At 73.8% G+C, this 19,300-nt stretch carries 17 protein-coding genes; 8 read left to right on the top strand and 9 right to left on the bottom strand.

The genetic code is table 11. The features are described from left to right. Window positions 1-297 precede the first annotated feature (297 nt). The 4 genes from rosag_RS17545 to rosag_RS17530 all read right to left on the bottom strand — a co-directional run bounded on the left by rosag_RS17545 (window position 298) and on the right by rosag_RS17530 (window position 3,563). Window positions 298-990, bottom strand: a complete 693-nt coding sequence (locus rosag_RS17545; protein ID WP_284351465.1) for a YiaD family glycine zipper/OmpA-like lipoprotein — start codon at window positions 988-990, stop codon at window positions 298-300. A 197-nt stretch (window positions 991-1,187) separates the two neighbouring features. After that, window positions 1,188-1,970 carry an enoyl-CoA hydratase/isomerase family protein gene (locus rosag_RS17540; protein ID WP_284351464.1) on the bottom strand — a complete coding sequence of 261 codons (783 nt, stop codon included), beginning with the start codon at window positions 1,968-1,970 and terminating at the stop codon, window positions 1,188-1,190. 82 nt (window positions 1,971-2,052) lie between these two features. Further along, a complete protein-coding gene (locus tag rosag_RS17535; RefSeq protein WP_284351463.1) occupies window positions 2,053-2,814 on the bottom strand; it encodes a hypothetical protein in 762 nt (253 codons plus the stop codon). 194 nt (window positions 2,815-3,008) lie between these two features. Beyond that, window positions 3,009-3,563: a hypothetical protein gene (locus rosag_RS17530; RefSeq protein ID WP_284351462.1), complete on the bottom strand. Its 555-nt coding sequence runs from the start codon at window positions 3,561-3,563 to the stop codon at window positions 3,009-3,011. 154 nt (window positions 3,564-3,717) lie between these two features. Here rosag_RS17530 and rosag_RS17525 point away from each other — a divergent pair, with 154 nt between their 5' ends. Continuing rightward, window positions 3,718-4,293, top strand: a complete 576-nt coding sequence (locus tag rosag_RS17525; protein WP_284351461.1) for a YybH family protein — start codon at window positions 3,718-3,720, stop codon at window positions 4,291-4,293. Between the two features lie 323 nt (window positions 4,294-4,616). On the opposite strand, the gene rosag_RS17520 is transcribed toward rosag_RS17525, so the two are convergent. From rosag_RS17520 to rosag_RS17505, 4 genes are all read right to left on the bottom strand, one after another. Continuing rightward, the gene (locus rosag_RS17520) at window positions 4,617-5,282 is read right to left on the bottom strand and encodes a CHRD domain-containing protein (protein ID WP_284351460.1); all 666 of its coding nucleotides are present in this window, start codon (window positions 5,280-5,282) and stop codon (window positions 4,617-4,619) included. Between the two features lie 214 nt (window positions 5,283-5,496). After that, window positions 5,497-6,732, bottom strand: a complete 1,236-nt coding sequence (gene nadC / locus rosag_RS17515; RefSeq protein ID WP_284351459.1) for a carboxylating nicotinate-nucleotide diphosphorylase — start codon at window positions 6,730-6,732, stop codon at window positions 5,497-5,499. Further along, window positions 6,729-7,754 (bottom strand): quinolinate synthase NadA, encoded by a 1,026-nt coding sequence (gene nadA / locus rosag_RS17510; RefSeq protein ID WP_284351458.1) that lies wholly within the window; start codon window positions 7,752-7,754, stop codon window positions 6,729-6,731. Before nadA ends, nadC begins: the two co-directional genes overlap by 4 nt. A gap of 118 nt (window positions 7,755-7,872) precedes the next feature. Continuing rightward, window positions 7,873-9,408, bottom strand: a complete 1,536-nt coding sequence (locus rosag_RS17505; protein ID WP_284351457.1) for an L-aspartate oxidase — start codon at window positions 9,406-9,408, stop codon at window positions 7,873-7,875. Window positions 9,409-9,635: 227 nt separating this feature from the next. Between rosag_RS17505 and rosag_RS17500 the strand changes: the two genes are divergently transcribed. From rosag_RS17500 to rosag_RS17470, 7 genes are all read left to right on the top strand, one after another. Continuing rightward, entirely contained in the window at window positions 9,636-11,060 is a 1,425-nt protein-coding gene (locus rosag_RS17500; RefSeq protein WP_284351456.1) for a tetratricopeptide repeat protein, read from the top strand. A gap of 402 nt (window positions 11,061-11,462) precedes the next feature. After that, window positions 11,463-12,536 carry a BMP family lipoprotein gene (locus rosag_RS17495; RefSeq protein WP_284351455.1) on the top strand — a complete coding sequence of 358 codons (1,074 nt, stop codon included), beginning with the start codon at window positions 11,463-11,465 and terminating at the stop codon, window positions 12,534-12,536. Between the two features lie 58 nt (window positions 12,537-12,594). Further along, entirely contained in the window at window positions 12,595-14,190 is a 1,596-nt protein-coding gene (locus rosag_RS17490; RefSeq protein ID WP_284351454.1) for an ABC transporter ATP-binding protein, read from the top strand. After that, window positions 14,187-15,323: an ABC transporter permease gene (locus tag rosag_RS17485; RefSeq protein ID WP_284351453.1), complete on the top strand. Its 1,137-nt coding sequence runs from the start codon at window positions 14,187-14,189 to the stop codon at window positions 15,321-15,323. Before rosag_RS17490 ends, rosag_RS17485 begins: the two co-directional genes overlap by 4 nt. After that, window positions 15,320-16,213 (top strand): ABC transporter permease, encoded by an 894-nt coding sequence (locus tag rosag_RS17480; protein ID WP_284351452.1) that lies wholly within the window; start codon window positions 15,320-15,322, stop codon window positions 16,211-16,213. Before rosag_RS17485 ends, rosag_RS17480 begins: the two co-directional genes overlap by 4 nt. Then, complete coding sequence (locus rosag_RS17475) at window positions 16,210-17,484, top strand: MFS transporter (protein ID WP_284351451.1); 1,275 nt, start codon at window positions 16,210-16,212, stop codon at window positions 17,482-17,484. The genes rosag_RS17480 and rosag_RS17475 overlap by 4 nt, the downstream gene beginning before the upstream one ends. A gap of 17 nt (window positions 17,485-17,501) precedes the next feature. After that, window positions 17,502-18,626: a 2'-deoxycytidine 5'-triphosphate deaminase gene (locus rosag_RS17470; protein WP_284351450.1), complete on the top strand. Its 1,125-nt coding sequence runs from the start codon at window positions 17,502-17,504 to the stop codon at window positions 18,624-18,626. Window positions 18,627-18,895: 269 nt separating this feature from the next. Here the strand turns inward: rosag_RS17470 and rosag_RS17465 are convergent, their stop codons facing one another. Continuing rightward, the gene (locus rosag_RS17465) at window positions 18,896-19,231 is read right to left on the bottom strand and encodes a nucleoside triphosphate pyrophosphohydrolase family protein (RefSeq protein ID WP_284351449.1); all 336 of its coding nucleotides are present in this window, start codon (window positions 19,229-19,231) and stop codon (window positions 18,896-18,898) included. Window positions 19,232-19,300: the final 69 nt, after the last annotated feature.

Genomic DNA, 19,300 nt, shown 5'->3' with positions numbered 1-19,300 from the left:
TTGGTGAGGATGCGGATGCTCCGGATCGGAACGGATCATTCGGATCGCTCCGCGCGGTGCATGGGGCGTCGCCGCCATGCGGAACGATCCGAAGCATCCGTACCATCCGGAGCATCCGCATCCCTCCAAAGGCACAGGGGTCCGGCGCGCCGGGCCGAGACCGCGAGAGCGGACAGGATGACAGGATGACGAAGAGGCTCCGTGCAGCGCATGGAACGTCGCGCCGCACGGAGCCTCCTGGTCATCCTGTCCAAGCAGTTCGTCGTTCGGATCCGCAGCCCGCGGTCCGCAGCCGTGTTACGGTGCTGCCTGCCGCTGCGCCTGCGCCTTCGCCGCCTCGCTGGCCGTGATCGCGACCTCCACGCGGCGGTTCTGCTGGCGGTTCGCGTCGGTGTCGTTCTGCGCCACCGGCTCGGACTCGCCGCGGCCCGCGGTGCGCACGCGCTCGCGCGGCACGCCCTGCGACGCGAGGTACGTGGCCGCCGACGACGCGCGGCGCTCCGACAGGCGCTGGTTGTACGCGTCCTCGCCCTGCGCGTCCGTGTGGCCGACGATCAGCAGGTCCGTGTCGGGATAGCTCTTGTAGCCCGCCGCGAGCTCGCGCAGGTTCGCGCGCGCGGTCTCGCGCAGCACGTCGGAGTCGAAGTCGAACAGGAGCCCGCTGTCGAACGTCACCAGGATCCCCTCGGCCACACGCTCCACGCGCGCGCCCTTGATGTTCTGCTCCAGCGTCTTCGCGCGCTGGTCCATCTGGTGGCCGATGATCGCGCCCGCGGCACCGCCCACCGCCGCGCCGATGATCGCGCCGCGCGACGTGCTGCCGTTCGAGCGGCCGATCAGGCCACCCGCCACCGCGCCCGTCGTGGCGCCGATGACCGCGCCCTTCGCCTTGCTCGACTCGAGCGACGCGCACGCGGTCGCCCCCACGGCCAGCGACGCCGCGCTCACCACCAGCGCCGTCCGGCGCATCCACACGTTCGAAAGCTGCATCAGAACCTCATATGCTCGGGTGAGGGAGCGCGGCGGCGATCGCTCGCCCGCGCTCACCAACGATACCCCCCTCCCAAGGCAGGGTTCGTGCGCGGCCGGCCGGCACCGTCATTCCGTGACGCAGCGCACGCGGCGTGTCGCACGTGTGCGACACGCGTCACGCGCGACTACGCGCGGCTGCGCGCGGCTGCGCGCGCTCACGCGAAGCGCGGCGCGCGCTTCTGCAGGAACGCCGTCACGCCCTCGACGAAGTCCGCGTGGTGGAAGCACGCGTCCTGGTGCACCGCCTCGAACTCCAGCGCGCCCGCGAGGTCGCTCGTCTCGCCGTGCTGCAGCCCCTTCTTGATCGCGGTGATCGCCGCGCGCGGCGCGCGCGCGAGCCGTGTCGCGAGCTCCTCCACCGCGGCATCGAGCTGCTCCGCGGGCACCACGCGCGACACGATCCCCAAGCGCTCCGCGTCGCGCGCGGTCACGAGGTCGCCGAGCGCCATCAGCTCGAATGCCTTGTGGTAGCCGACGAGACGCGGGAGCAGGTACGTGCCGCCACCGTCGGGCATGAGGCCGATCTTCACGAACACCTGCCCGAACGTCGCGGCCTCGCTGGCGACGATCAGGTCGCACGCGAGCGCGAAGTTCATCCCCACGCCCGCGGCGGGACCGTGCACGCGCGCGATCACGGGCTTGGGCAGCGCGCGGATCGCCTGCACGACCGGGTTGTTGTGGTCGCGCAGCGCCGCCGTGACGTCGAAGCGCGCGATCTCCTCCGCGCTCGTCGCGGCCAGGTCGGCGCCCGCGCAGAACGCGTCGCCCGCGCCGGTCAGCACGACCACGCGCCCCTCGTCGGCGCCCGCGGCCACGAGCGCCTCGCGCAGCGCGGCGAGGGTCGGCAGGTCCACCGCGTTGCGGCGCGCGGGCCGGTCGATGGTGATGCGCGTGACCGCGCCTTCGCGGGCGACGTGGACGGTGGCGGCGGTGCTCATGCGCCGAAGTTATCCGCGCCCCGAACGCACGCGAGCCCCGGCCGCGTGATGGCAGCCGGGGCTCGCGTCGGTGTCGTCTCGGTCAGCGCGGGCGGCCGACCTGCGTCGCCACCTGCCGCAGGATCGTCCCCGCGGCCCCGCCCATCGGGCCGCCCCAGCCGCCGTTGGGCAGCCCCGGGAAGCGCCGGTTGATGGCGCCCTGCACCCCGCCGCCCATCCCGCCGCCCATCCCGCCGCGCCGGCCCGGCGCGTCGCGCTCGCAGTGGTCGATGTCGCCCATCCCGCCGCGGATGATCACGCCGCCCCAGCCGCCACCACCGCGCCCGCGCCGCCCGCGATCCCCCTCGTCGCGGTCGCCCTGCGCGACGCCCTCGTCGCCGCGGCCGACGGCCACGGGACGCTCGTCCACCGGCGCCGGCACGACGGCCGGCGCGGGCGTCGGCGTCGGCGTGTCCTCCACCCCGACCGCCGCTGGCGCCTCGACCATCGCGACCGTCGGCGCCGGCTCCTCGGCCACCGCGGGCGCGGGGCGCACGTCGGCGACGCGCCGCACGCCCTTGGTGGGCGCGCGGTGGCGCGCCGTCCCGCGGCGGTCGGCCACGGTCGTCTCGCGCCCCTCGCCGCGCGGCTGCCCCTCGGCCGCGCTCACGAACCGCGCGGTCGAGGCATCGCGGTTCGTCGCCAGCTCCACGCTCGCCGCGGCCGCCAGCTGCAGGTCGCGGCGCAGACCGTCGTCGAGCCCCGCGGTGGCCGTCGTCCCGCCACCGCCGCTGCACGCTCCCACCACCAGCACCGCGGCCATCGGGGCCGCCGTCCATCCGAGTCGTCTGCCGATCCGTCGCACGGGCTCCTCCCGCTGTCGCGTGTCCTGTCACGCGTCCTCGACCGCGCGCGATCGCGCACGGTGCGAGGCTCACCGAGGGCATGGGCCGAGCCGCGACCGCTCCCCAGGGAACCTTTCGAAAATCGCGCGAAAGCGTCCTCGCGCGGCGACGACACCCGTCCCCGCGCGGGGACGCCGTCGCCGCGCACGGACGCCTAGAACGGCGGCGCGAAAGGCACCGCGCCGGGCGATCGCGGGCCGGCCGGGACGCCGCCCAGCCGCACCGTCGTCGCGCGGTAGCCGAGCGTGGCCGGGGCGGGTCGGGCATGCGGCAGCGCGCGCTCGCAGTGGTCGTCGCCCACCGCGCCGCCGCGCAGCACGACGCCCACGAGCATCGACGACGCGCCCTCCTCGGCGGCGTAGCGCTGCATGCGCTCGGGCACCGGCTCGGGTGTGGGCGCGAGCGGCTCGACGACCGGCGCGACCGCGACCACGGGCACCTGCGCCGCGTGCGCCCGCGCGCCCACGCGGCGCACCGGACGGACGCGCCGCTCGGGCGCGACGTGCGGCGCCTCGTCAGCGGCGGGGAGGAAGCGCGCGGCCGGCGCGGCCGGCGTCGCGAGCGAGACCGTCGTGGCGGTGGCCAGCCGCAGGTCGCGCTGCAGCGCCGCGTCGACCCGTGCTGCCGGCGCGGCCCGGTCGCCGCACCCCGACACCAACAGCCAGGCGGCCAGCGCGCCGCCGAGCGCACCACGTCCCCGTGTCCTCATGGCCCGGTCCTCGAACGAGGGATCGGCGCGCGGGCGTGCGGGCACTGGCCCGCCGCTCGCGGGTATGCGCGCCGGCAGCGCTCGCCCGCCGCACGGACGGGGCCACGGCGCGCGCCCGTGCCGGCCGCACCACCCCCTCCCTTCCGCGCCTCCCATGCGCCGCCTCCGCTCCCTTCCCGCCGGCCTCGCGCTGACCGCCGCGCTCGCGCTGGCCGCCTGCCGCACCGAGAGCGCCGAGCCGGCCGCCGCGACCGGCCGCGCCACGGCCTCCCGCGCCACCGACGACGCGCGCGCCGCCGCGCTGGCCGACACGCTCGGCACGCTGCTGAGTGACGCGTACGACTTCTCGCGGCCGGACGTCGTCGCGCGGCTGATGGCGCTCTACGCGACCGAGGACCCGGTCGTCTCGGCGGCGGCGGGGCGCGTCACGACGTCGCGCGCCGCGCTGCAGCTGCAGATCCAGCGCTTCTGGGAGCGCGTCGGCCAGAACATGCGCGATCCGCGCTTCCTCCTCGGCACGCCGCACGTCACGGTGCTCGGCCCCGACGCGGCGGTGCTGACGACGACGTACGCGATCCCGCACCGCACGCCGGAGGATCGACCGCACACGCTCGCTGGCGCGTGGACGGCGGTGTTCCAGCGCCGCGGCGGCCGGTGGGTCATCGTGCAGGAGCATCTGTCGGATGCCGCGCCGACGACGACTTCGCCCGCGCCGAGTCCCGCGCGATAGGTGCTGCGGACTGCGGGCTGCGGATCCCACTCCGTGCCCTCGGCATCCGGCGTCGCCCCCGGGCCCTCTCCTGTTGGTGAGGATACGGATGCTCCGGATGAAACGGCTCGAACGGATCTGCTCCGCACCCGCGCGTGGAACGTCGCCGCCATGGGGAGCGATCCGGAGCATCCGCTCAGATCCGGAGCATCCGCGTCCTCCCCAATAGGAACAGCGGTCCAGCGCGCGAGACCCGAACGACGACTGCAGCAAGGATGAAAGTCCGAGAAGATCTTATCCTTGGTGCTGTTGCCGTTCGGGTCCGGCGCGTCGCACGGCGCGGACTAGATCCGACGACGCCGCAGCGCCGCGAGCCCCACGCCGGCGATCCCCGTCGCCATCAGCGCGTACGTCGACGGCTCGGGCACGACCTGCGTGATCTGGCCGCGGATCTCGCCGCCGGTGAACTGCGTCGTGTGGAAGTTGATGTAGGCCTCGTTGTTCAGCAGGTTGGGGAGCGACGTCGCCAGCGTCTGCCCGGCGTTCCCCTCCGTGAGGTCCCACGTCGAGCTGAACGTGCCGCCCACCGCGCCGCCGGGCAGCGGCGTGATCACCAGCTGCTTCGGGCTGATGTCGTTGTCGGGCATCCCGAAGAAGCCCCACCGCACGCCCGCCGCCCCCGGCGGGTTGGTGAGCGCCAGGCAGCAGTGGATGTGCGCCGCCTGCAGGTTGTCGTTGGCGTCGTTGGGCGTCTGCAGGCCGTTGATGTCGATGTTGAAGATCGTGGCCGTGAACGTCAGCGCCGTGCGCTCGGCGTTGAGCGTGAACGTCGCGGTGCCGAACGACAGCGGGCGCGGCGCGCCGGTGCTCGTCGTCGGCGGGATGGAGCTGATCGCCGGCGGCTCCTGGTCGTGCGTCAGGTTGGCCGTGAACTGCACGGCCTGCGCGGCCGCGGCGGCGGGGAGCAGCAGGATGGCGGCGACGGCGGACAGCACGCGAGCACGAGGCATCGGTCCCTCCGGTGGACGTCACGATCGGCGCGTCCCGCGGATGTGCGGACGCGCGGCCTGGAGCTGCAGCAGGGCGTCGCGCTGCGCGAATCGTGCCCGCACGGCACCGACCGGAACGCGCGGAATGACCCGTGAATGCAGAGACGGCACGGGCCGCGGATCTATTCCGCGGCCCGTGCCGTCTGCCTGCTGATCGGGTGTCGCGCGCCGCGCGCTACTCGAAGTCGAGCGCGAGGTCCAGCGCCGGGGCCGAGTGCGTGAGCGCGCCGACCGAGATCCAGTTCACGCCCGTCTCCGCGATCGCGCGCACCGTGTCGAGCCGCACGCCGCCCGACGCCTCGGTGATCGCGCGGCCCGCGCACAGCGCCGCGCACTCGCGCATGTCGTCGAGCGACATGTTGTCGAGCATGATGACGTCCGCGCCCGCCTCCAGCGCCGCCTCCACCTGCGCGCGCGTGTCGCACTCGACCTCCACGCGCGCGCCCTCGGGCGCCAGGTCGCGCGCGCGGCGCACCGCGAAGGCCACGTCGCCGTCCACCGCCGCCAGGTGGTTGTCCTTGATCAGCACCGCCGTCGCGAGGTCCAGGCGGTGGTTCATCCCGCCGCCCGCGCGCACCGCGAACTTCTCCAGCTTGCGCCACCCCGGCGTCGTCTTGCGCGTGTCGAGGATGCGCGCGCCCGTGCCCTCGACCGCCTTCACGTAGCGGTTCGTGAGCGACGCGATGCCCGACAGCCGCTGCAGGAAGTTGAGCGCCACGCGCTCCGCCGAGAGGATCCCGCGCGCGTGGCCCGACAGGAAGAGCACCGGCATGCCCGGCGTCAGCGCGCCGCCGTCGACGACGTCCACGCGCACGTTGATGCGCGGGTCGATCTGCCGGAACGCCTCGATCGCCAGCGCCACGCCCGCCAGCACGCCCGGCTGGCGGGCGACCAGGCGGCCGCGCGCGTGTCGTCCGCTCAGCACCGTGGCGAGCGTCGTCACGTCGTTGAACGCCTCGTCCTCGTGCAGCGCCTCGCGCACCAGGAGCGCGGTCTGCGCGGGCGTCAGCGGATAGTACAGCGGCTCGGTGGGCACGACGCTCGGGTTGCCGAAGAGGACCTGTCCCGCCACGCCGTCGCGCTCGGCCTCGCGCATGGCGTCCCCGGTGCCCTGCAGCATCCGGGAGAGATACGAATCGGCGCCCGACGCACCACCGGCGCCCGATCGCCGCTCCGCGCTGCGCCGCTCGGCCGCGCGGCGCGCGTCGCCGCGGCGGTCCGCGCCCCGTCGCTCGGGGCCCCGTCGGCTCGCGTCGTCCCGCCCGCCCAGCGCGTCCGCGAGCGGATCGCGCTCGAACGCCAGCGGGGCGTCGCCGCCGCGCAGCTGGTCGCCCAGTCGGCCGCCCAGCGGCCCGAACTCGGGAAGGTCGCCGGGATGCGGATCGCGCGGGCCGAGCGGGGGCGTCGTCATTCGCCGGGGTCCTCGTCCGAGGTGCGGAAGGGGGAGAGCGCCGGGCCGCCGCCCTGCCCTCCGATGGCGATCATGCGCTCGATCGACCGCCGGGCCCTCGCCGCGACGTCGTCCGGCACCGTGATCTCGTGCGACAGCGTCTCCAGCGACCGCAGGACCTTCGGCAGCGTCGTGACCTTCATGTACGCGCACTGCGCGCGGTCGTTCGCGGCGAAGAACGTCTTGCCCGGGTTCTCGCGCCGCAGGCGGTGCAGGATCCCGAGCTCGGTGGCGACGATGAACTCGTCGACCGGGCTCACCTGCGGGCGCTTGATCATCCCCTCGGTCGAGAGGATGTGCACGTCCTTCGGATCGATCGCCCCGGCCGAGATCGCCTCCACCACCGGCGTCGCGCAGCCGCACTCGGGGTGGATGAGGAACTCCGCTCCCGGGTGCGCCGCGCGCTGCAGGTTGATGTGCTCCGGGTCGATGCCGGCGTGCACGTGGCACTCCCCCATCCACACGTGGATGTTCTGCCGCCCCGTCACCCGGCGCACGTGCGCGCCCAGGAACATGTCGGGGAGGAAGAGGATCTCCCGGTCGGCCGGGATGGCGTTCACCACCTCGACCGCGTTGCCGCTCGTGCAGCAATAATCGCTCTCCGCCTTCACCTCGGCGGTGGTGTTCACGTAGGCGACCACCACCGCGCCCGGGTGCTCGGCCTTCCACGCCCGCAGCTGCGCCGCATCGATGGTCGCGGCCAGCGAGCAGCCCGCCGCCAGGTCCGGCAGCAGCACGGTCTTGCCCGGCGACAGGATCTTGGCCGTCTCGGCCATGAAGTGCACGCCGCAGAAGACGATGACGTCGGCGTCGGTCTTCGCGGCCTCGCGCGACAGCCCCAGCGAGTCGCCGACGTAGTGCGCGACGTCCTGGATCTCGGGGCGCTCGTAGTTGTGCGCCAGGATCACCGCGTTGCGCGCCGCGGCGAGCTCGCGGATGGCGTCGTGGAGGGCGGGATCGGTATGGGTCTCGAGTACGGTCATGGGAGGGGCAAATCTATTTCGGGCAATGGCTTTGGTAACCCTTCAAGCGTCGAGCGTCGAGCGGCGAGCGTCGAGCGTCGCGCATCACCCCTCGCCGCTCGACGCTCGACGCTCGCCGCTACCATTCGATGTGCCTGCCCGCCCACTTCCGCTTCGCCCGCGGGAAGTCGCTCCGGTAGTGCCCGCCGCGCGACTCGGTGCGCAGCAGCGCCGCCTCGGCGATCAGCCGCGCGGTCTGCACCATGTTGCGCTCCTCGGTCATGCCGGGCGTGAGGCGGCGGTCGATGTCGGCCAGCCGCGCCAGGCACTGCTGCAGCCCGCGCGCGTTCCGGTCGATCGCGGCGTGCTCCCACATCGTCGAGCGGATCGCGTCGGCGGCCACCTGCGCGGCGCCGCGGTCGGCCAGCGGCGGCACCTCCCACGAGCCGCGGCGGCGCGGCGCGCGCGGCAGCGGCTCGCGCGTCACCAGGTCGCGCGCCACCCGCTCCGCGAACACCAGCCCCTCCAGCAGGGAGTTCGACGCCAGCCGGTTGGCGCCGTGCACCCCCGTGCGCGCCACCTCGCCGGCCGCGTACAGCCGGTCCAGGCTCGAGCGCCCCGCGAGGTCGGTGACGATGCCGCCCATCAGGTAGTGCGCGGCCGGCGTCACGGGGATCGGGTCGCGGTCCGGGTCGATGCCGCGCGCCGTGCACAGCGCGTGGATCCCCGGGAAGCGCGAGCGGAAGCCGCCCTCCGCCGCCGCCAGGTGCCGCGCGTCGAGGAAGACGCGCCCGTGGTCCTGCTGCTCGCGGAAGATCTCGCGCGCCACGACGTCGCGCGGCGCCAGCTCGGCCAGCCGGTGGCGCTTGGGCATGAAGCGCTCGCCGCGCGCGTTCACCAGCGTCGCGCCCTCCCCCCGCACCGCCTCCGAGATCAGCACGAGCGGGTTCTCGGGCGTGTCGAGCGCCGTCGGGTGGAACTGCACGAACTCCATATCCGAGAGCGTCACGCCGGCCCGGAAGGCGATCGCCAGCCCGTCGCCGGTGGCCACCTGCGGGTTGGTCGTGTAGCGGTAGACCTGGCCGCAGCCCCCGGTCGCCAGCACGGTCGCGTCGGCGAGGATCTCGGTCGCGCGCCCCTCCACGCTCGCCCGCACGCCGACGCACCGCCGGTCGTCGCCCTCCCCCTCGACGATCAGGTCGAGCACGCGGGCGTGCTCCAGCACCCGCACGCGCGGGCTCGCGTGCACCCGCTCGATCAGCGTGCGGGCGACCTCGGCGCCGGTCTGGTCACCCTGCGCGTGGACGATGCGACGCCGCGAATGCGCCGCCTCCTTGCCGAGCTTGAAGCGGCCGGCATCGGTGAGGTCGAAGTCGGCGCCGGCGGCGTGCAGCTCGCGCACCCGGTCGGGGCCTTCCTCCACCAGCACCTGCACGGCGGCCGCGTCGCAGAGGGCCGCGCCGGCCGCGAGCGTGTCGTTCCGGTGGAGCGCCGGCGAGTCCCCGGCGCCGAGCGCGGCCGCGATGCCGCCCTGGGCGTAGGCCGTCGCGGAGTCGAAGAGGGTGCGCTTGGTGAGCAGGAGGACGTCGTCGCCCTGCTCCGCCACGCGCCACGCGGTGTGCAGGCCGGCCACGCCGGTCCCCACCACGAGGAAGCGGGTGCGGAGTCGATCCATGGGGCAAAGCTAAGGCGGCCGCGGCCGCGAGGGCGACGGTCGCCGGGACGGGCGACGGGACGGAATGGCGCGCGCACGGCACCGGCCGCTGGCCGGCGCGTCAGCCGCCCGCGCACGAATGGGGCCGTGGATCGGAACCGACGCGCGCACATTCGGTATATTTTGCGGCTGTCCCTCGCGCGCCCGGTCCCCGCGGCGCGTCGTCCGCGACCCGTGGTCCCTCTCCAATGAACCGTTCCTTCCGTCGCGCCGTGCCCTTCCTCGGCGCGCTCGCGCCCGCGCTGTTCGCCGTCGCCGCCCCCGCGGGTGCGCAGGGCGCCGCGGCCTCGTGCGACGTCGACCAGAACAAGCCCGGCTCGCTCGCCCAGGCCGTGTTCACGATCACGCGCGTGCAGTCCGCCACGGACACCGCCGTCAAGAACAAGGCGCTGCGCGACGTCATCTCGAAGGTCTCCGGGGACCCGAAGGCCGCCAAGGAGAACCCGGTCGGCACGGCGTTCACGCTGGCGCAGGCGTACACGATGCTCGCCCAGGACGTGCGCCTGGCCAACCACGCGACGCGCGCGGACCTCGGCCTCGCCGGCAGCGAGCCGGTGGACCTCCTCAAGCTCGTGGACTCGACGGTGAAGGTCGTCGAGGCGGCGAAGCCGGGCTGCGCGGAGAACGCGCTGCAGGTCCGGCAGTTCGCGTGGCGCAACGTCATCAACGCGGCGCTCACGAACCTCAACAACCAGCAGCTCGACTCGGCGCAGTACTACGCGACGCGCGCCGCGATCGTGGTGCCGGAGAGCCCGTTCAGCCACCACATCCTCGGCTCGGTGGCGCTGACCAAGAAGGACTACGCCGGCGCCGGCCAGCACTTCGACCGCGTGCTCGCGCTGACGGCGAACGACACGTCGATGAAGGACCTGCGCGTGGCGGCCGAGCAGAACATCCAGGCCGTGCGCTTCACGCAGGCGAACGCGATGATCGAGTCGGGCAACTACGACGCGATCCTCGCCGACCCGGCGAAGTTCGGCGACATGGCGCTGACGCAGGCCGGCGTCGCGGCGTCGCAGGCCAACAAGCACGAGGCGGCGGCCAAGCTGTTCGCCGCGGCGCTGGAGCAGAACAAGCTGCAGCGCGACGCGCTGAACAACCTGGCGGCGACGTACATGCAGCTGAAGCAGTACGAGCCGATGCTGCCGATCACGCAGCGCCTGGTCGAGATCGACCCGGGCAACCCGGACAACTACCTCTTCATCGCCATCGCCTACCAGGGCATCGCGAACGCGTCGAAGAACCCGGCGCAGAAGAAGGCGTTCACGGACTCGCTCCTGAAGTACAACCGCCTCTCGAGCGAGATGCCGGTGAAGGTCACGTTCACCGAGTTCACGCGCGGCGACGCGAAGTCGACGCTCGGCCTGAGCGTGGAGAACCTGGCGAAGACCGCCGCCGCCGCGCCGGCGCGCGCCGGGGCGAAGCCCGCCGCCGCGGCCGCCGCGGGCCCGAAGACGTTCAACCTGACCGTCGAGTTCCTGGACAAGGCGGGCGCGGTGATCGACACGCAGCAGGTCAGCGTGGGCCCGGTCGCGGCGGGCGAGAAGAAGACGGCGAAGGTCGAGGTGGCCAAGCCGGGCGTGCAGTCGTTCCGCTACAAGATCGCGAGCTGACCGCAGGCAGCAGCTGACGTCAGCACGGGGCCGGGCGACGACGTCGCCCGGCCCCGTGTCGCATTCAGGCCGCTCCTCTCGTTCAGGGACCGGTGCGCCGGACCTGTTGGCCTGTTGGTGAGGAACGGATGCTCCGGATGCGCCGGATCATGCGGATCGCTCCGTGTGGCGCATGGGACGTCGCCGCCACGCGGAGCGATCCGGAGCATCCGCAACATCCGGAGCATCCGAAACCTCCCCAAAGGCCAGGAAGCCAGAGCACGTCGGTGCGTGCCGGGCGCGCAGCCCAGCCTCTCCGGGGACTGGAGCAGATCGGGCCCACACCGCCCCGACACCCGGATGACGGGTCCGCCCGCCGTGCGGCTTGCCCCGGCTGTGCGGCGGCGTGACCTTTGGAGACTCATGCGCAAGCTGCTCCTCCTGATCGGCGCGCTCCTCGCCGTCCACGTCGCCCTCCTCCTCGTCCGCCCGTCGGGCGCCCTCGAGCCACCCTCCGACGAGGGGCTCGACGTCGGCATCGTCTTCGACGTCGGCGGCCGCGGCGACAAGTCGTTCAACGACGGCGCCTACCTCGGCGCCACGCGCGCCGCCGAGAAGCTCGGCGCGCGCGTCCGGTTCATCGAGCCCGGCGAGGGCTCCGACCGCGAGGCCGGCCTCCGGCTGCTGGCGGCCGAGGGGATGGATCTCGTCGTCGGCGTCGGCTTCATCTTCACCGACGACCTGACGCTGCTGGCGAAGGAGTACCCGAACGTCCGCTTCGCGGGCGTGGACCTCGCCGTCGCGAGCGACTCCGCCGGCCGCCCCATCCCGCCGCCGCCCAACCTCGCGGCGCTCAAGTTCCGCGAGGAGGAGGGCTCGTACCTCGTCGGCGCGCTGGCGGCGCTGCTGTCGCGCGAGTCGCGCATCGGTGACCGCGCGTACCGTCCGACGACGCGGGTCGGCTTCGTGGGCGGCATGGACATCCCGCTGATCCACAAGTTCGAGGCGGGCTACCGCGCCGGCGTGACGCACGTCTGCCCGACGTGCACGGTGGTCGCGCAGTACGCCGGCGTGACCCCCGAGGCGTTCCGCAATCCCGGCCGCGGCAAGGAGCTCGCGCTCAGCCAGTACCAGTCCGGCGTGAACGTGATCTTCCACGCCTCCGGCTCCACGGGCCTCGGCGTGTTCGAGGCGGCGCGCGCGACCGGCAAGCTGGCCATCGGCGTCGACGCCGACCAGTTCGCGGAGGCGCCGGGCTTCATCCTCACCTCGATGGTGAAGGGCGTGGACGCCGCGGTGTTCGACGCCATCCAGCGCGTGCAGGCGGGCACGTTCACCGGCGGCATCCAGCAGTTCGGCCTCAAGGAGCAGGGCGTCGGCTACGTGTACGACGCGAACAACCGCGCGCTGATCCCCGAGGCGCTGCGCGCGCGGCTGGAGACGCTGCGCGACTCGATCATCGCGGGCGCGATCACCGTGCCGTCCGACCGGCAGTGATGGTCGAGCGTCCAGCGTCCGGCCGCACGCGGCGCTCCCCTTCCCTTCATCGCAGCCTGTGACGTCGGCAACCGCCCTCCGCCTGCGCGGAGTCCAGAAGTCCTTCGGCCCCGTCGTCGCCAACCGTGACGCGTCGCTGGAGGTCGCCGCCGGCGAGATCCACGCGCTCGTCGGCGAGAACGGCGCCGGCAAGTCCACGCTCATGCGCATCCTGAGCGGGATGTACGGGCCCGACGCGGGCACGATCGAGGTCGCGCCCAACGGCACCGGCGCGCTGCGCGACGTCACCGGCTGGAGCACCAACGAGGCGATCGCCGCCGGCGTGGGCATGGTGCACCAGCACTTCATGCTCGTGCCGACGCTCACCGTCGCCGAGAACGTCGTGCTGGGCCAGGAGCTGACGCGCGGCTGGCAGCTCGACCGCGCGCGGGCGGAGGCCGAGGTGCGCGCGCTCTCGGAGCGCACCGGGCTCGCCGTCGCCGCCGACCGGCTGGTGTCGGAGCTGAGCGTCGGCGAGGCGCAGCGCGTCGAGATCCTGAAGGTGCTCTACCGCGGCGCGCGCATCCTCATCCTCGACGAGCCGACCGCCGTGCTGTCGCCGCCCGAGGTGCAGGAGCTGTGGACCGTGCTGCGCGGCCTCGCGGCGCAGGGCGGCACGGTGGTGCTGATCACGCACAAGCTCGACGAGGTCGTGGACATCTCGGACACGATCACGGTGATGCGCGCCGGCACGACGGTGGAGCGCATCCGCACCGCCGACACGACGCCGCAGGCGATCGCGCGGGCGATGGTGGGACGCGACGTCGCGCTCGCCCTCGATGCCGTCGGCCTGCCGGATGGCGACGGCGCGCGCCGCGACGACGACGCGCCGGCCACCGCGCGCGGCACGCCGCTGCTGTCGGTGACCGATCTCGTCGTCCCCGGCGCGCGACGCGCGAACGAGGTGGACGGCGTCTCCTTCACCGTCGCCCCCGGCGAGATCTTCGGCATCGCCGGCGTCGAGGGGAACGGCCAGACGGAGCTGCTGGAGGCGCTCGCGGGCCTCGCGCGCCCGACGTCCGGCCGCATCGCGCTCGCGGGCCAGGACGTGACCGCGCTCGGCGTGCGCGCGCGGGCCGACGCTGGCCTGTCGCACATCCCAGAGGACCGGCACCGCCGCGGCCTCGTGCTCGACTACTCGATCGCCGACAACCTGATCCTCGGCCTGCAGCACCGCTTCGCGAGGGGCGTGCGGCTCGACCAGCCGCGCGTCGCCGAGAACGCGCGCCGCCTCGTCGCGGAATACGACATCCGTCCCGCCGACCCGTCGCTGCCGGCGCGGGCGCTCTCCGGCGGCAACCAGCAGAAGATCGTGATCGCGCGCGAGATGACCGGGCGCGACTACCACGTGCTCCTCGCCGCGCAGCCCACGCGCGGCGTGGACGTGGGCGCGATCGAGTTCATTCACGACCAGCTCCGCCGCGCGCGCGCGGCCGGGAAGGCCATCGTGCTCGTCTCCGCCGACCTGGCCGAGATCCTCGCCCTCGCGGACCGCGTGGCGGTGATGTACCGCGGCCGCTTCGCCACCGTGCTCCCGCGCCGCGAGGCGTCGGCCGAGCGCCTCGGCCCCTACATGACCGGCGCGGCCGGCGCCGCGGGCGAGGTGGCCGCGTGAGCGCGCCGGCCGCCCAGATTCCCGGCACCGGATCGCTGCAGGCCGGTCGCGACGCGCGCCGCCGCACGCTGTTCGAGGAGGCGATCCTGCCGCCGCTCGTGGCGCTCGGCATCGCGCTCGTCGTGGGCGACCTGCTGATCCTCACCTTCGGCCAGGCGCCGGGCGCGGTGTTCCGGCTGCTGCTGGAAGGCACGTGGGCCAACGCCTACGGCTTCGGGCAGGTGCTCTACAAGGCGACGACGCTGACCTTCACGGGGCTCGCGTTCGCGATCGCCGCGCGCGCGGGCCTGTTCAACATCGGCGCCGAGAGCCAGCTCGCCGCGGGCGGCTTCGTCGCGGCGCTGGCGGGGCTCGCGCTGCCCGCGGGCACGCCGTGGCTGCTCGCGGTGCCGCTGTGCATCGTCGCATCTGCGATCGGCGGCGGCGCCGTGGGCGCGGTGCCCGGCGTGCTGAAGGCGCGCTTCGGCGCGAGCGAGGTGATCGTCACGATCATGCTCAACTTCATCGTGCTGGCGCTGCTGAACTACGTCGTCGCGGCGCACCTGCACGTGCCGGAGACGCTGCACACGCCCGAGATGGCGGTCGGCGGCGTCGTGCGCCTCGCCGACGTGAGCGACGCGTTCCGCGGCTCGGCGGCGAACGCGATCCTGCTGCTCGCCATCGCGACGGCGGGCACGGTGTGGTGGTACCTGTTCCGCACGCGTCCCGGCTTCGAGCTGCGCGCGGTGGGGCTGCAGCCCGACGCCGCGGAGTACGGCGGCGTGCACGTCGGCCGCGTGTGGGTGCGCGCGATGATGCTCTCGGGCGCGCTCGCGGGGCTCGGGGGGCTGAACTACGTCCTCGGCTACAAGCACTACTACGAGGAGGGCTTCGCGGCCGGCTCCGGCTTTCTCGGCGTCGCGGTCGCGCTGGTCGGACGCAATCACCCGCTCGGCATCATGCTGGCCGCGCTGCTGTTCGCCACGCTGTCGCAGGGCGGCCTCGCGGTGAACGCGCTCGTGCCCAAGCAGATGGTCGAGGTGCTGCAGGCGGTCGTGATCCTCGCGGTCGTGACGTCGGTGCCCGAGGTGCGGCGCGTGCTGCGCGCGGCGGTGCGGCCGGCGGCAAAGGCCGACGCGAAGGTGAGCGCATGATCCTCCTCGCCTTCCTCGCGCAGACGCTGCGCATCGTCATCCCGTACCTGCTCGCCGCCGCCGGCGGCGTGCTGAGCGAGCGCGCGGGCATCGTCGCGCTGACGCTCGAGGGCTTCATGCTCACGGGCGCGTTCACCGCGGCGCTGGGCAGCTACTACGCGGGCTCGCCGTGGGTCGGGCTGCTGACCGGCCTGCTGGGCGGCGTCGCGCTCGCGCTGCTGCTGGCGCTCGCGACGGTCCGCTACAAGGCCGACCAGGTCGTCGCGGGCATCGCGCTCAACCTGCTCGCCATCGGCGGCACGCGCTTCTTCCTGCGCTACGCCTTCGACAGCTCGTCCAACTCGCCGCGCGTGCCGGGCTTCGGCGGCGAGAGCGGCGGCGCGACGGGCGTGCTGGCGACGCTCGCCGCCTCCGCGCAGAACCCGCTCGTCTGGATCGGGCTCCTGATCGTGCCCGCGACCGCGTGGCTGCTCTACCGCACGCCGTTCGGCCTCCGCATCCGCGCCGCCGGCGAGAAGCCCGAGGCCGCGCGCTCGCTCGGCGTGCCGGTGGCGCGCGTGCGCGTGCTGGGCGTCGCGTGCGCGGGCGCGCTGGCGGGGCTCGCCGGCGCGTACCTCGCGCTCGACCAGCACCAGTTCACCGACGGCATGACGGCCGGCCGCGGCTTCATCGCGCTCGCCGCAGTGATCTTCGGACGCTGGGACCCGAAGCGCGTCGCGCTGGCGTGCGTGCTGTTCGCGGCGGCCGAGACGTTCCAGATCCAGCTGCAGGGCGCGCAGCTCATCCCGTCGCAGTTCGTCGAGATGATCCCCTACGTGCTGACGATCGTCGCGCTGGCCGGCGTGGTGGGCCGCTCGGCGGCGCCGGCCGCGCTGGGGAAGGCGGAGTGAGCGACCGGCAGGAGGGCGGCGCGGGCGTCGGCAAGCTGGTCGCGCTGATGTTCACGGCCTTCCTCGACATGGTCGGCCTGCTGATGGTGATCCCGCTGATCCCGTTCTACGCCCAGCACCTCGGCGGGAACGGGATCGACGTGGCGCTCGGCTCCATCCGCTACCACCTGGGCATCGGGCAGATCACCGCGCTGCTGGTGAGCGCGTACACGGTCGCGCAGCTTCTCAGCGCGCCGCTGTGGGGCCGCTTCTCCGACCGCTACGGCCGGCGCCCCGCGCTCGTCGTCGCGCTCACCGCGTCGGCGGTCGCGTACATCATCTTCGGCTACGCGACGTCGCTCGTCGTGCTCTTCCTGTCGCGCGTGGTGCAGGGCGCGGGCGGCGGCACGGTGGGCGTGATCCAGGCCTACGTGGCCGACGTCGCGCGCCCCGACGACCGCGCGAAGAGCCTCGGCTGGCTCTCCGCCGCCACGAACGCCGGCGTCGCGCTCGGCCCCGTGCTCGGCTCGTGGATGCAGGGCGCGGGCAAGGCGGCGCCCGGGCTGCTCGCGGCGGCGCTCTGCCTCGTCAACATCCTCTTCGTGTGGCGCTTCCTGCGCGAGTCGCGCGAGGTCGAGCGCACCGCGACCGGCTCGCACAAGGCGATCGTGCCGCGCCAGCGCTCGCACCAGGCGGTGGCGCGCGTGCTCACGCACCCGGGCGAGCCCGCGTCGCGCCTGATCTCGATCTACGCCATTGCCATCGGCGCGTTCCAGGGCGTGACGTCGATCCTCGCGCTCTTCCTGGCGGCGCGCTACGGCGTCACCGAGCGCACGATCGGCTACTTCTTCATGTACATCGGCATCATCTCGGTCGTCACGCGCGCCGCGATCCTCGGCAAGCTGGTGGACCGGCTGGGCGAGGCGCGGCTGGCGCGCCTGGGCCTGACGCTGATGGCGATCGGCCTCGCGGCGCTGCCGCTCACGAACGGCTACCCGACGCTCGCGGCCGCCGTCGCGCTGATGCCGCTCGGCACCGCGTTCACCTTCCCCTGCGTGACGGCGATGCTCTCGCGCGTGACGCCCAAGGAGGAGCGCGGGCTGTACATGGGCGTGCAGCAGACGTTCGGCGGCGCGTCGCGCGCCATCTTCCCGATCATCGCCGGCCTCGCGTTCGACAAGCTGGGCGTCGGCGTGCCGTTCTTCATCGCGGCCGCGCTGGTCGCCCTGACGCTGCTGCTGGGCGCGGACCTGGAGCGCTACGCCAAGCGCGAGTCCGCGGCGCCGGCCTGACGTACTCGCCCCACCACATGACGACTCCCGACGCCCGTCCGTCCCGAACGCGCGCCGGCGTGCTGGCCGCGCAGCACCTCGAGGAGCTGATCGCCGCGGGGCGCATCACCGGCGAGCCGGCCGTGCAGCCCGCGCAGGTGCAGCCCGCGAGCGTGGACCTGCGCCTGGGCGCCACGGGCTACCGCGTGCAGGCGAGCTTCCTCCCGGGCGAGCGCGCGACGGTGCGCGAGCGGCTGGACGAGCTGGTGATGCACGAGATCGACCTCACGCGCCCGTGCGTGCTGGAGAAGGGGTGCGTGTACCTGGTGCCGCTGGCGGAGACGCTGGACCTGCCCGAGACGCTCTCCGGCAAGGCGAACCCGAAGAGCACCACGGGGCGGCTCGACATCTTCACGCGGCTGATCGTCGACCACGCGACGGAGTTCGACGTCGTGCCGGCCGGCTACCGCGGGCCGCTCTACCTGGAGATCGTGCCGCGCACGTTCAGCGTGCTGGTGACGCAGGGCACGCGGCTGAACCAGCTGCGCCTCGCGCTCGGCGCGCCCGAGTCGAACGACGCGCTGCTCGACGAGCTGCACGACCGCGAGGGGCTGGTGTTCGTGGGCGACGCGCCGATCGACGCGCGCATCGCCGGCGGCCTCTGGATCGGCGTCGACCTCGTGGGCGCCGACGCGACGAGCGTCGTCGGCTACCGCGCGCGCGCGCACGCGCCGCTTATCGACCTGTCGCGCATCGCGCACTACGATCCGCGCGACTTCTGGGAGTCGATCCCCCGCCCCGGGAAGGGCCGGCTGATCCTCAACCCGGACGACTTCTACATCCTGATGTCGCGCGAGCGCGTGCGCGTGCCGGCGCGCTACGCGGCGGCGATGGTGCCGTACGAGCCCGCGATCGGCGAGTTCCGCGTGCACTACGCGGGCTTCTTCGACCCGGGCTTCGGCCACGGCCCGCACGCGCCCACGGGCACGCGCGCGGTGCTGGAGGTGCGCTCGCACGAGGTGCCGTTCGTGCTGGAGGACGGGCAGATCGTGGGGCGCCTGCTGTACGAGCGGCTGCTCGACGAACCCACGAAGCTGTACGGCGCCGACATCGGCTCGTCGTACTCGACCCAGCTGCTGCGGCTGGCCAAGCAGTTCCGCTGAGGGGTTCGGCGCGGGGTCTGGTGCGCCGGCGGGGACGCGCGGCATGCGCTCCGGCTCCCGGCGATCGCGGCCGCTGCGGAGCCTCACCGCTTCGCGTGAGTCTCCTTGCTGCGATCGAGGTCGCCTCCGCGCACGCCGCGCGTCCCCGCCCCACACGTCGGCGCTCGGCGCTCGGCGCTCGGGCTGCCGCCACGCGTGGGTCGCGCGCACGCGCAGCCGTCAGGCCGAGGTGAGGAGCGCGCGCCTGCTCGACGCTCGACGCTCGACGCTCAGGTATCGTCCGCCGCGCGATTCAAGCTCCGGTGCTCCTCGAATCCCTCGGGGTATCGCCGCCGCAGCTTCTCGATGTTCGTCGTGCCGATCTCGTCGAGCGACACGCCCACCGCGCCGGCCATCGCGGCCACGTACCAGAGGATGTCGCCCAGCTCCTTCACGACCGCCGTGCGGTCGAGCGGGCCGCCGTGGAAGAGGTGCTTCTTCACGTGCTCCGCGACCTCGCCTGCCTCGCCCGTGAGGCCGAGTGCCCAGTTGGCGAGCGCCTGCTCGGGCGGGCGGCCGGGGCGGATGGTGCGGGCCGCCAGCTGCTGGTAGTCGTCGAGCGTCATCGGGGGCGCAGTACGGGTGGGGCCTGCATGGTCCGCTAGCTGCACTCCGGGCCGCGGACGCATGCGACG

This window comes from Roseisolibacter agri, from assembly GCF_030159095.1.
Lineage (GTDB): Bacteria > Gemmatimonadota > Gemmatimonadetes > Gemmatimonadales > Gemmatimonadaceae > Roseisolibacter > Roseisolibacter agri.
This window is presented reverse-complemented; position numbering and strand designations above follow the sequence as displayed.

What these genes read in the sequence shown, in the direction of transcription:
- rosag_RS17545 (WP_284351465.1), bottom strand. Translation starts at nt 990, where the DNA reads ATGCAGCTTTCGAACGTGTGGATGCGCCGGACGGCGCTGGTGGTGAGC.
- rosag_RS17540 (WP_284351464.1), bottom strand. Translation starts at nt 1,970, where the DNA reads ATGAGCACCGCCGCCACCGTCCACGTCGCCCGCGAAGGCGCGGTCACG.
- rosag_RS17530 (WP_284351462.1), bottom strand. Translation starts at nt 3,563, where the DNA reads ATGAGGACACGGGGACGTGGTGCGCTCGGCGGCGCGCTGGCCGCCTGG.
- rosag_RS17525 (WP_284351461.1), top strand. Translation starts at nt 3,718, where the DNA reads ATGCGCCGCCTCCGCTCCCTTCCCGCCGGCCTCGCGCTGACCGCCGCG.
- rosag_RS17520 (WP_284351460.1), bottom strand. Translation starts at nt 5,282, where the DNA reads ATGCCTCGTGCTCGCGTGCTGTCCGCCGTCGCCGCCATCCTGCTGCTC.
- nadC (WP_284351459.1), bottom strand. Translation starts at nt 6,732, where the DNA reads ATGACGACGCCCCCGCTCGGCCCGCGCGATCCGCATCCCGGCGACCTT.
- nadA (WP_284351458.1), bottom strand. Translation starts at nt 7,754, where the DNA reads ATGACCGTACTCGAGACCCATACCGATCCCGCCCTCCACGACGCCATC.
- rosag_RS17505 (WP_284351457.1), bottom strand. Translation starts at nt 9,408, where the DNA reads ATGGATCGACTCCGCACCCGCTTCCTCGTGGTGGGGACCGGCGTGGCC.
- rosag_RS17500 (WP_284351456.1), top strand. Translation starts at nt 9,636, where the DNA reads ATGAACCGTTCCTTCCGTCGCGCCGTGCCCTTCCTCGGCGCGCTCGCG.
- rosag_RS17495 (WP_284351455.1), top strand. Translation starts at nt 11,463, where the DNA reads ATGCGCAAGCTGCTCCTCCTGATCGGCGCGCTCCTCGCCGTCCACGTC.
- rosag_RS17480 (WP_284351452.1), top strand. Translation starts at nt 15,320, where the DNA reads ATGATCCTCCTCGCCTTCCTCGCGCAGACGCTGCGCATCGTCATCCCG.
- rosag_RS17470 (WP_284351450.1), top strand. Translation starts at nt 17,502, where the DNA reads ATGACGACTCCCGACGCCCGTCCGTCCCGAACGCGCGCCGGCGTGCTG.
- rosag_RS17465 (WP_284351449.1), bottom strand. Translation starts at nt 19,231, where the DNA reads ATGACGCTCGACGACTACCAGCAGCTGGCGGCCCGCACCATCCGCCCC.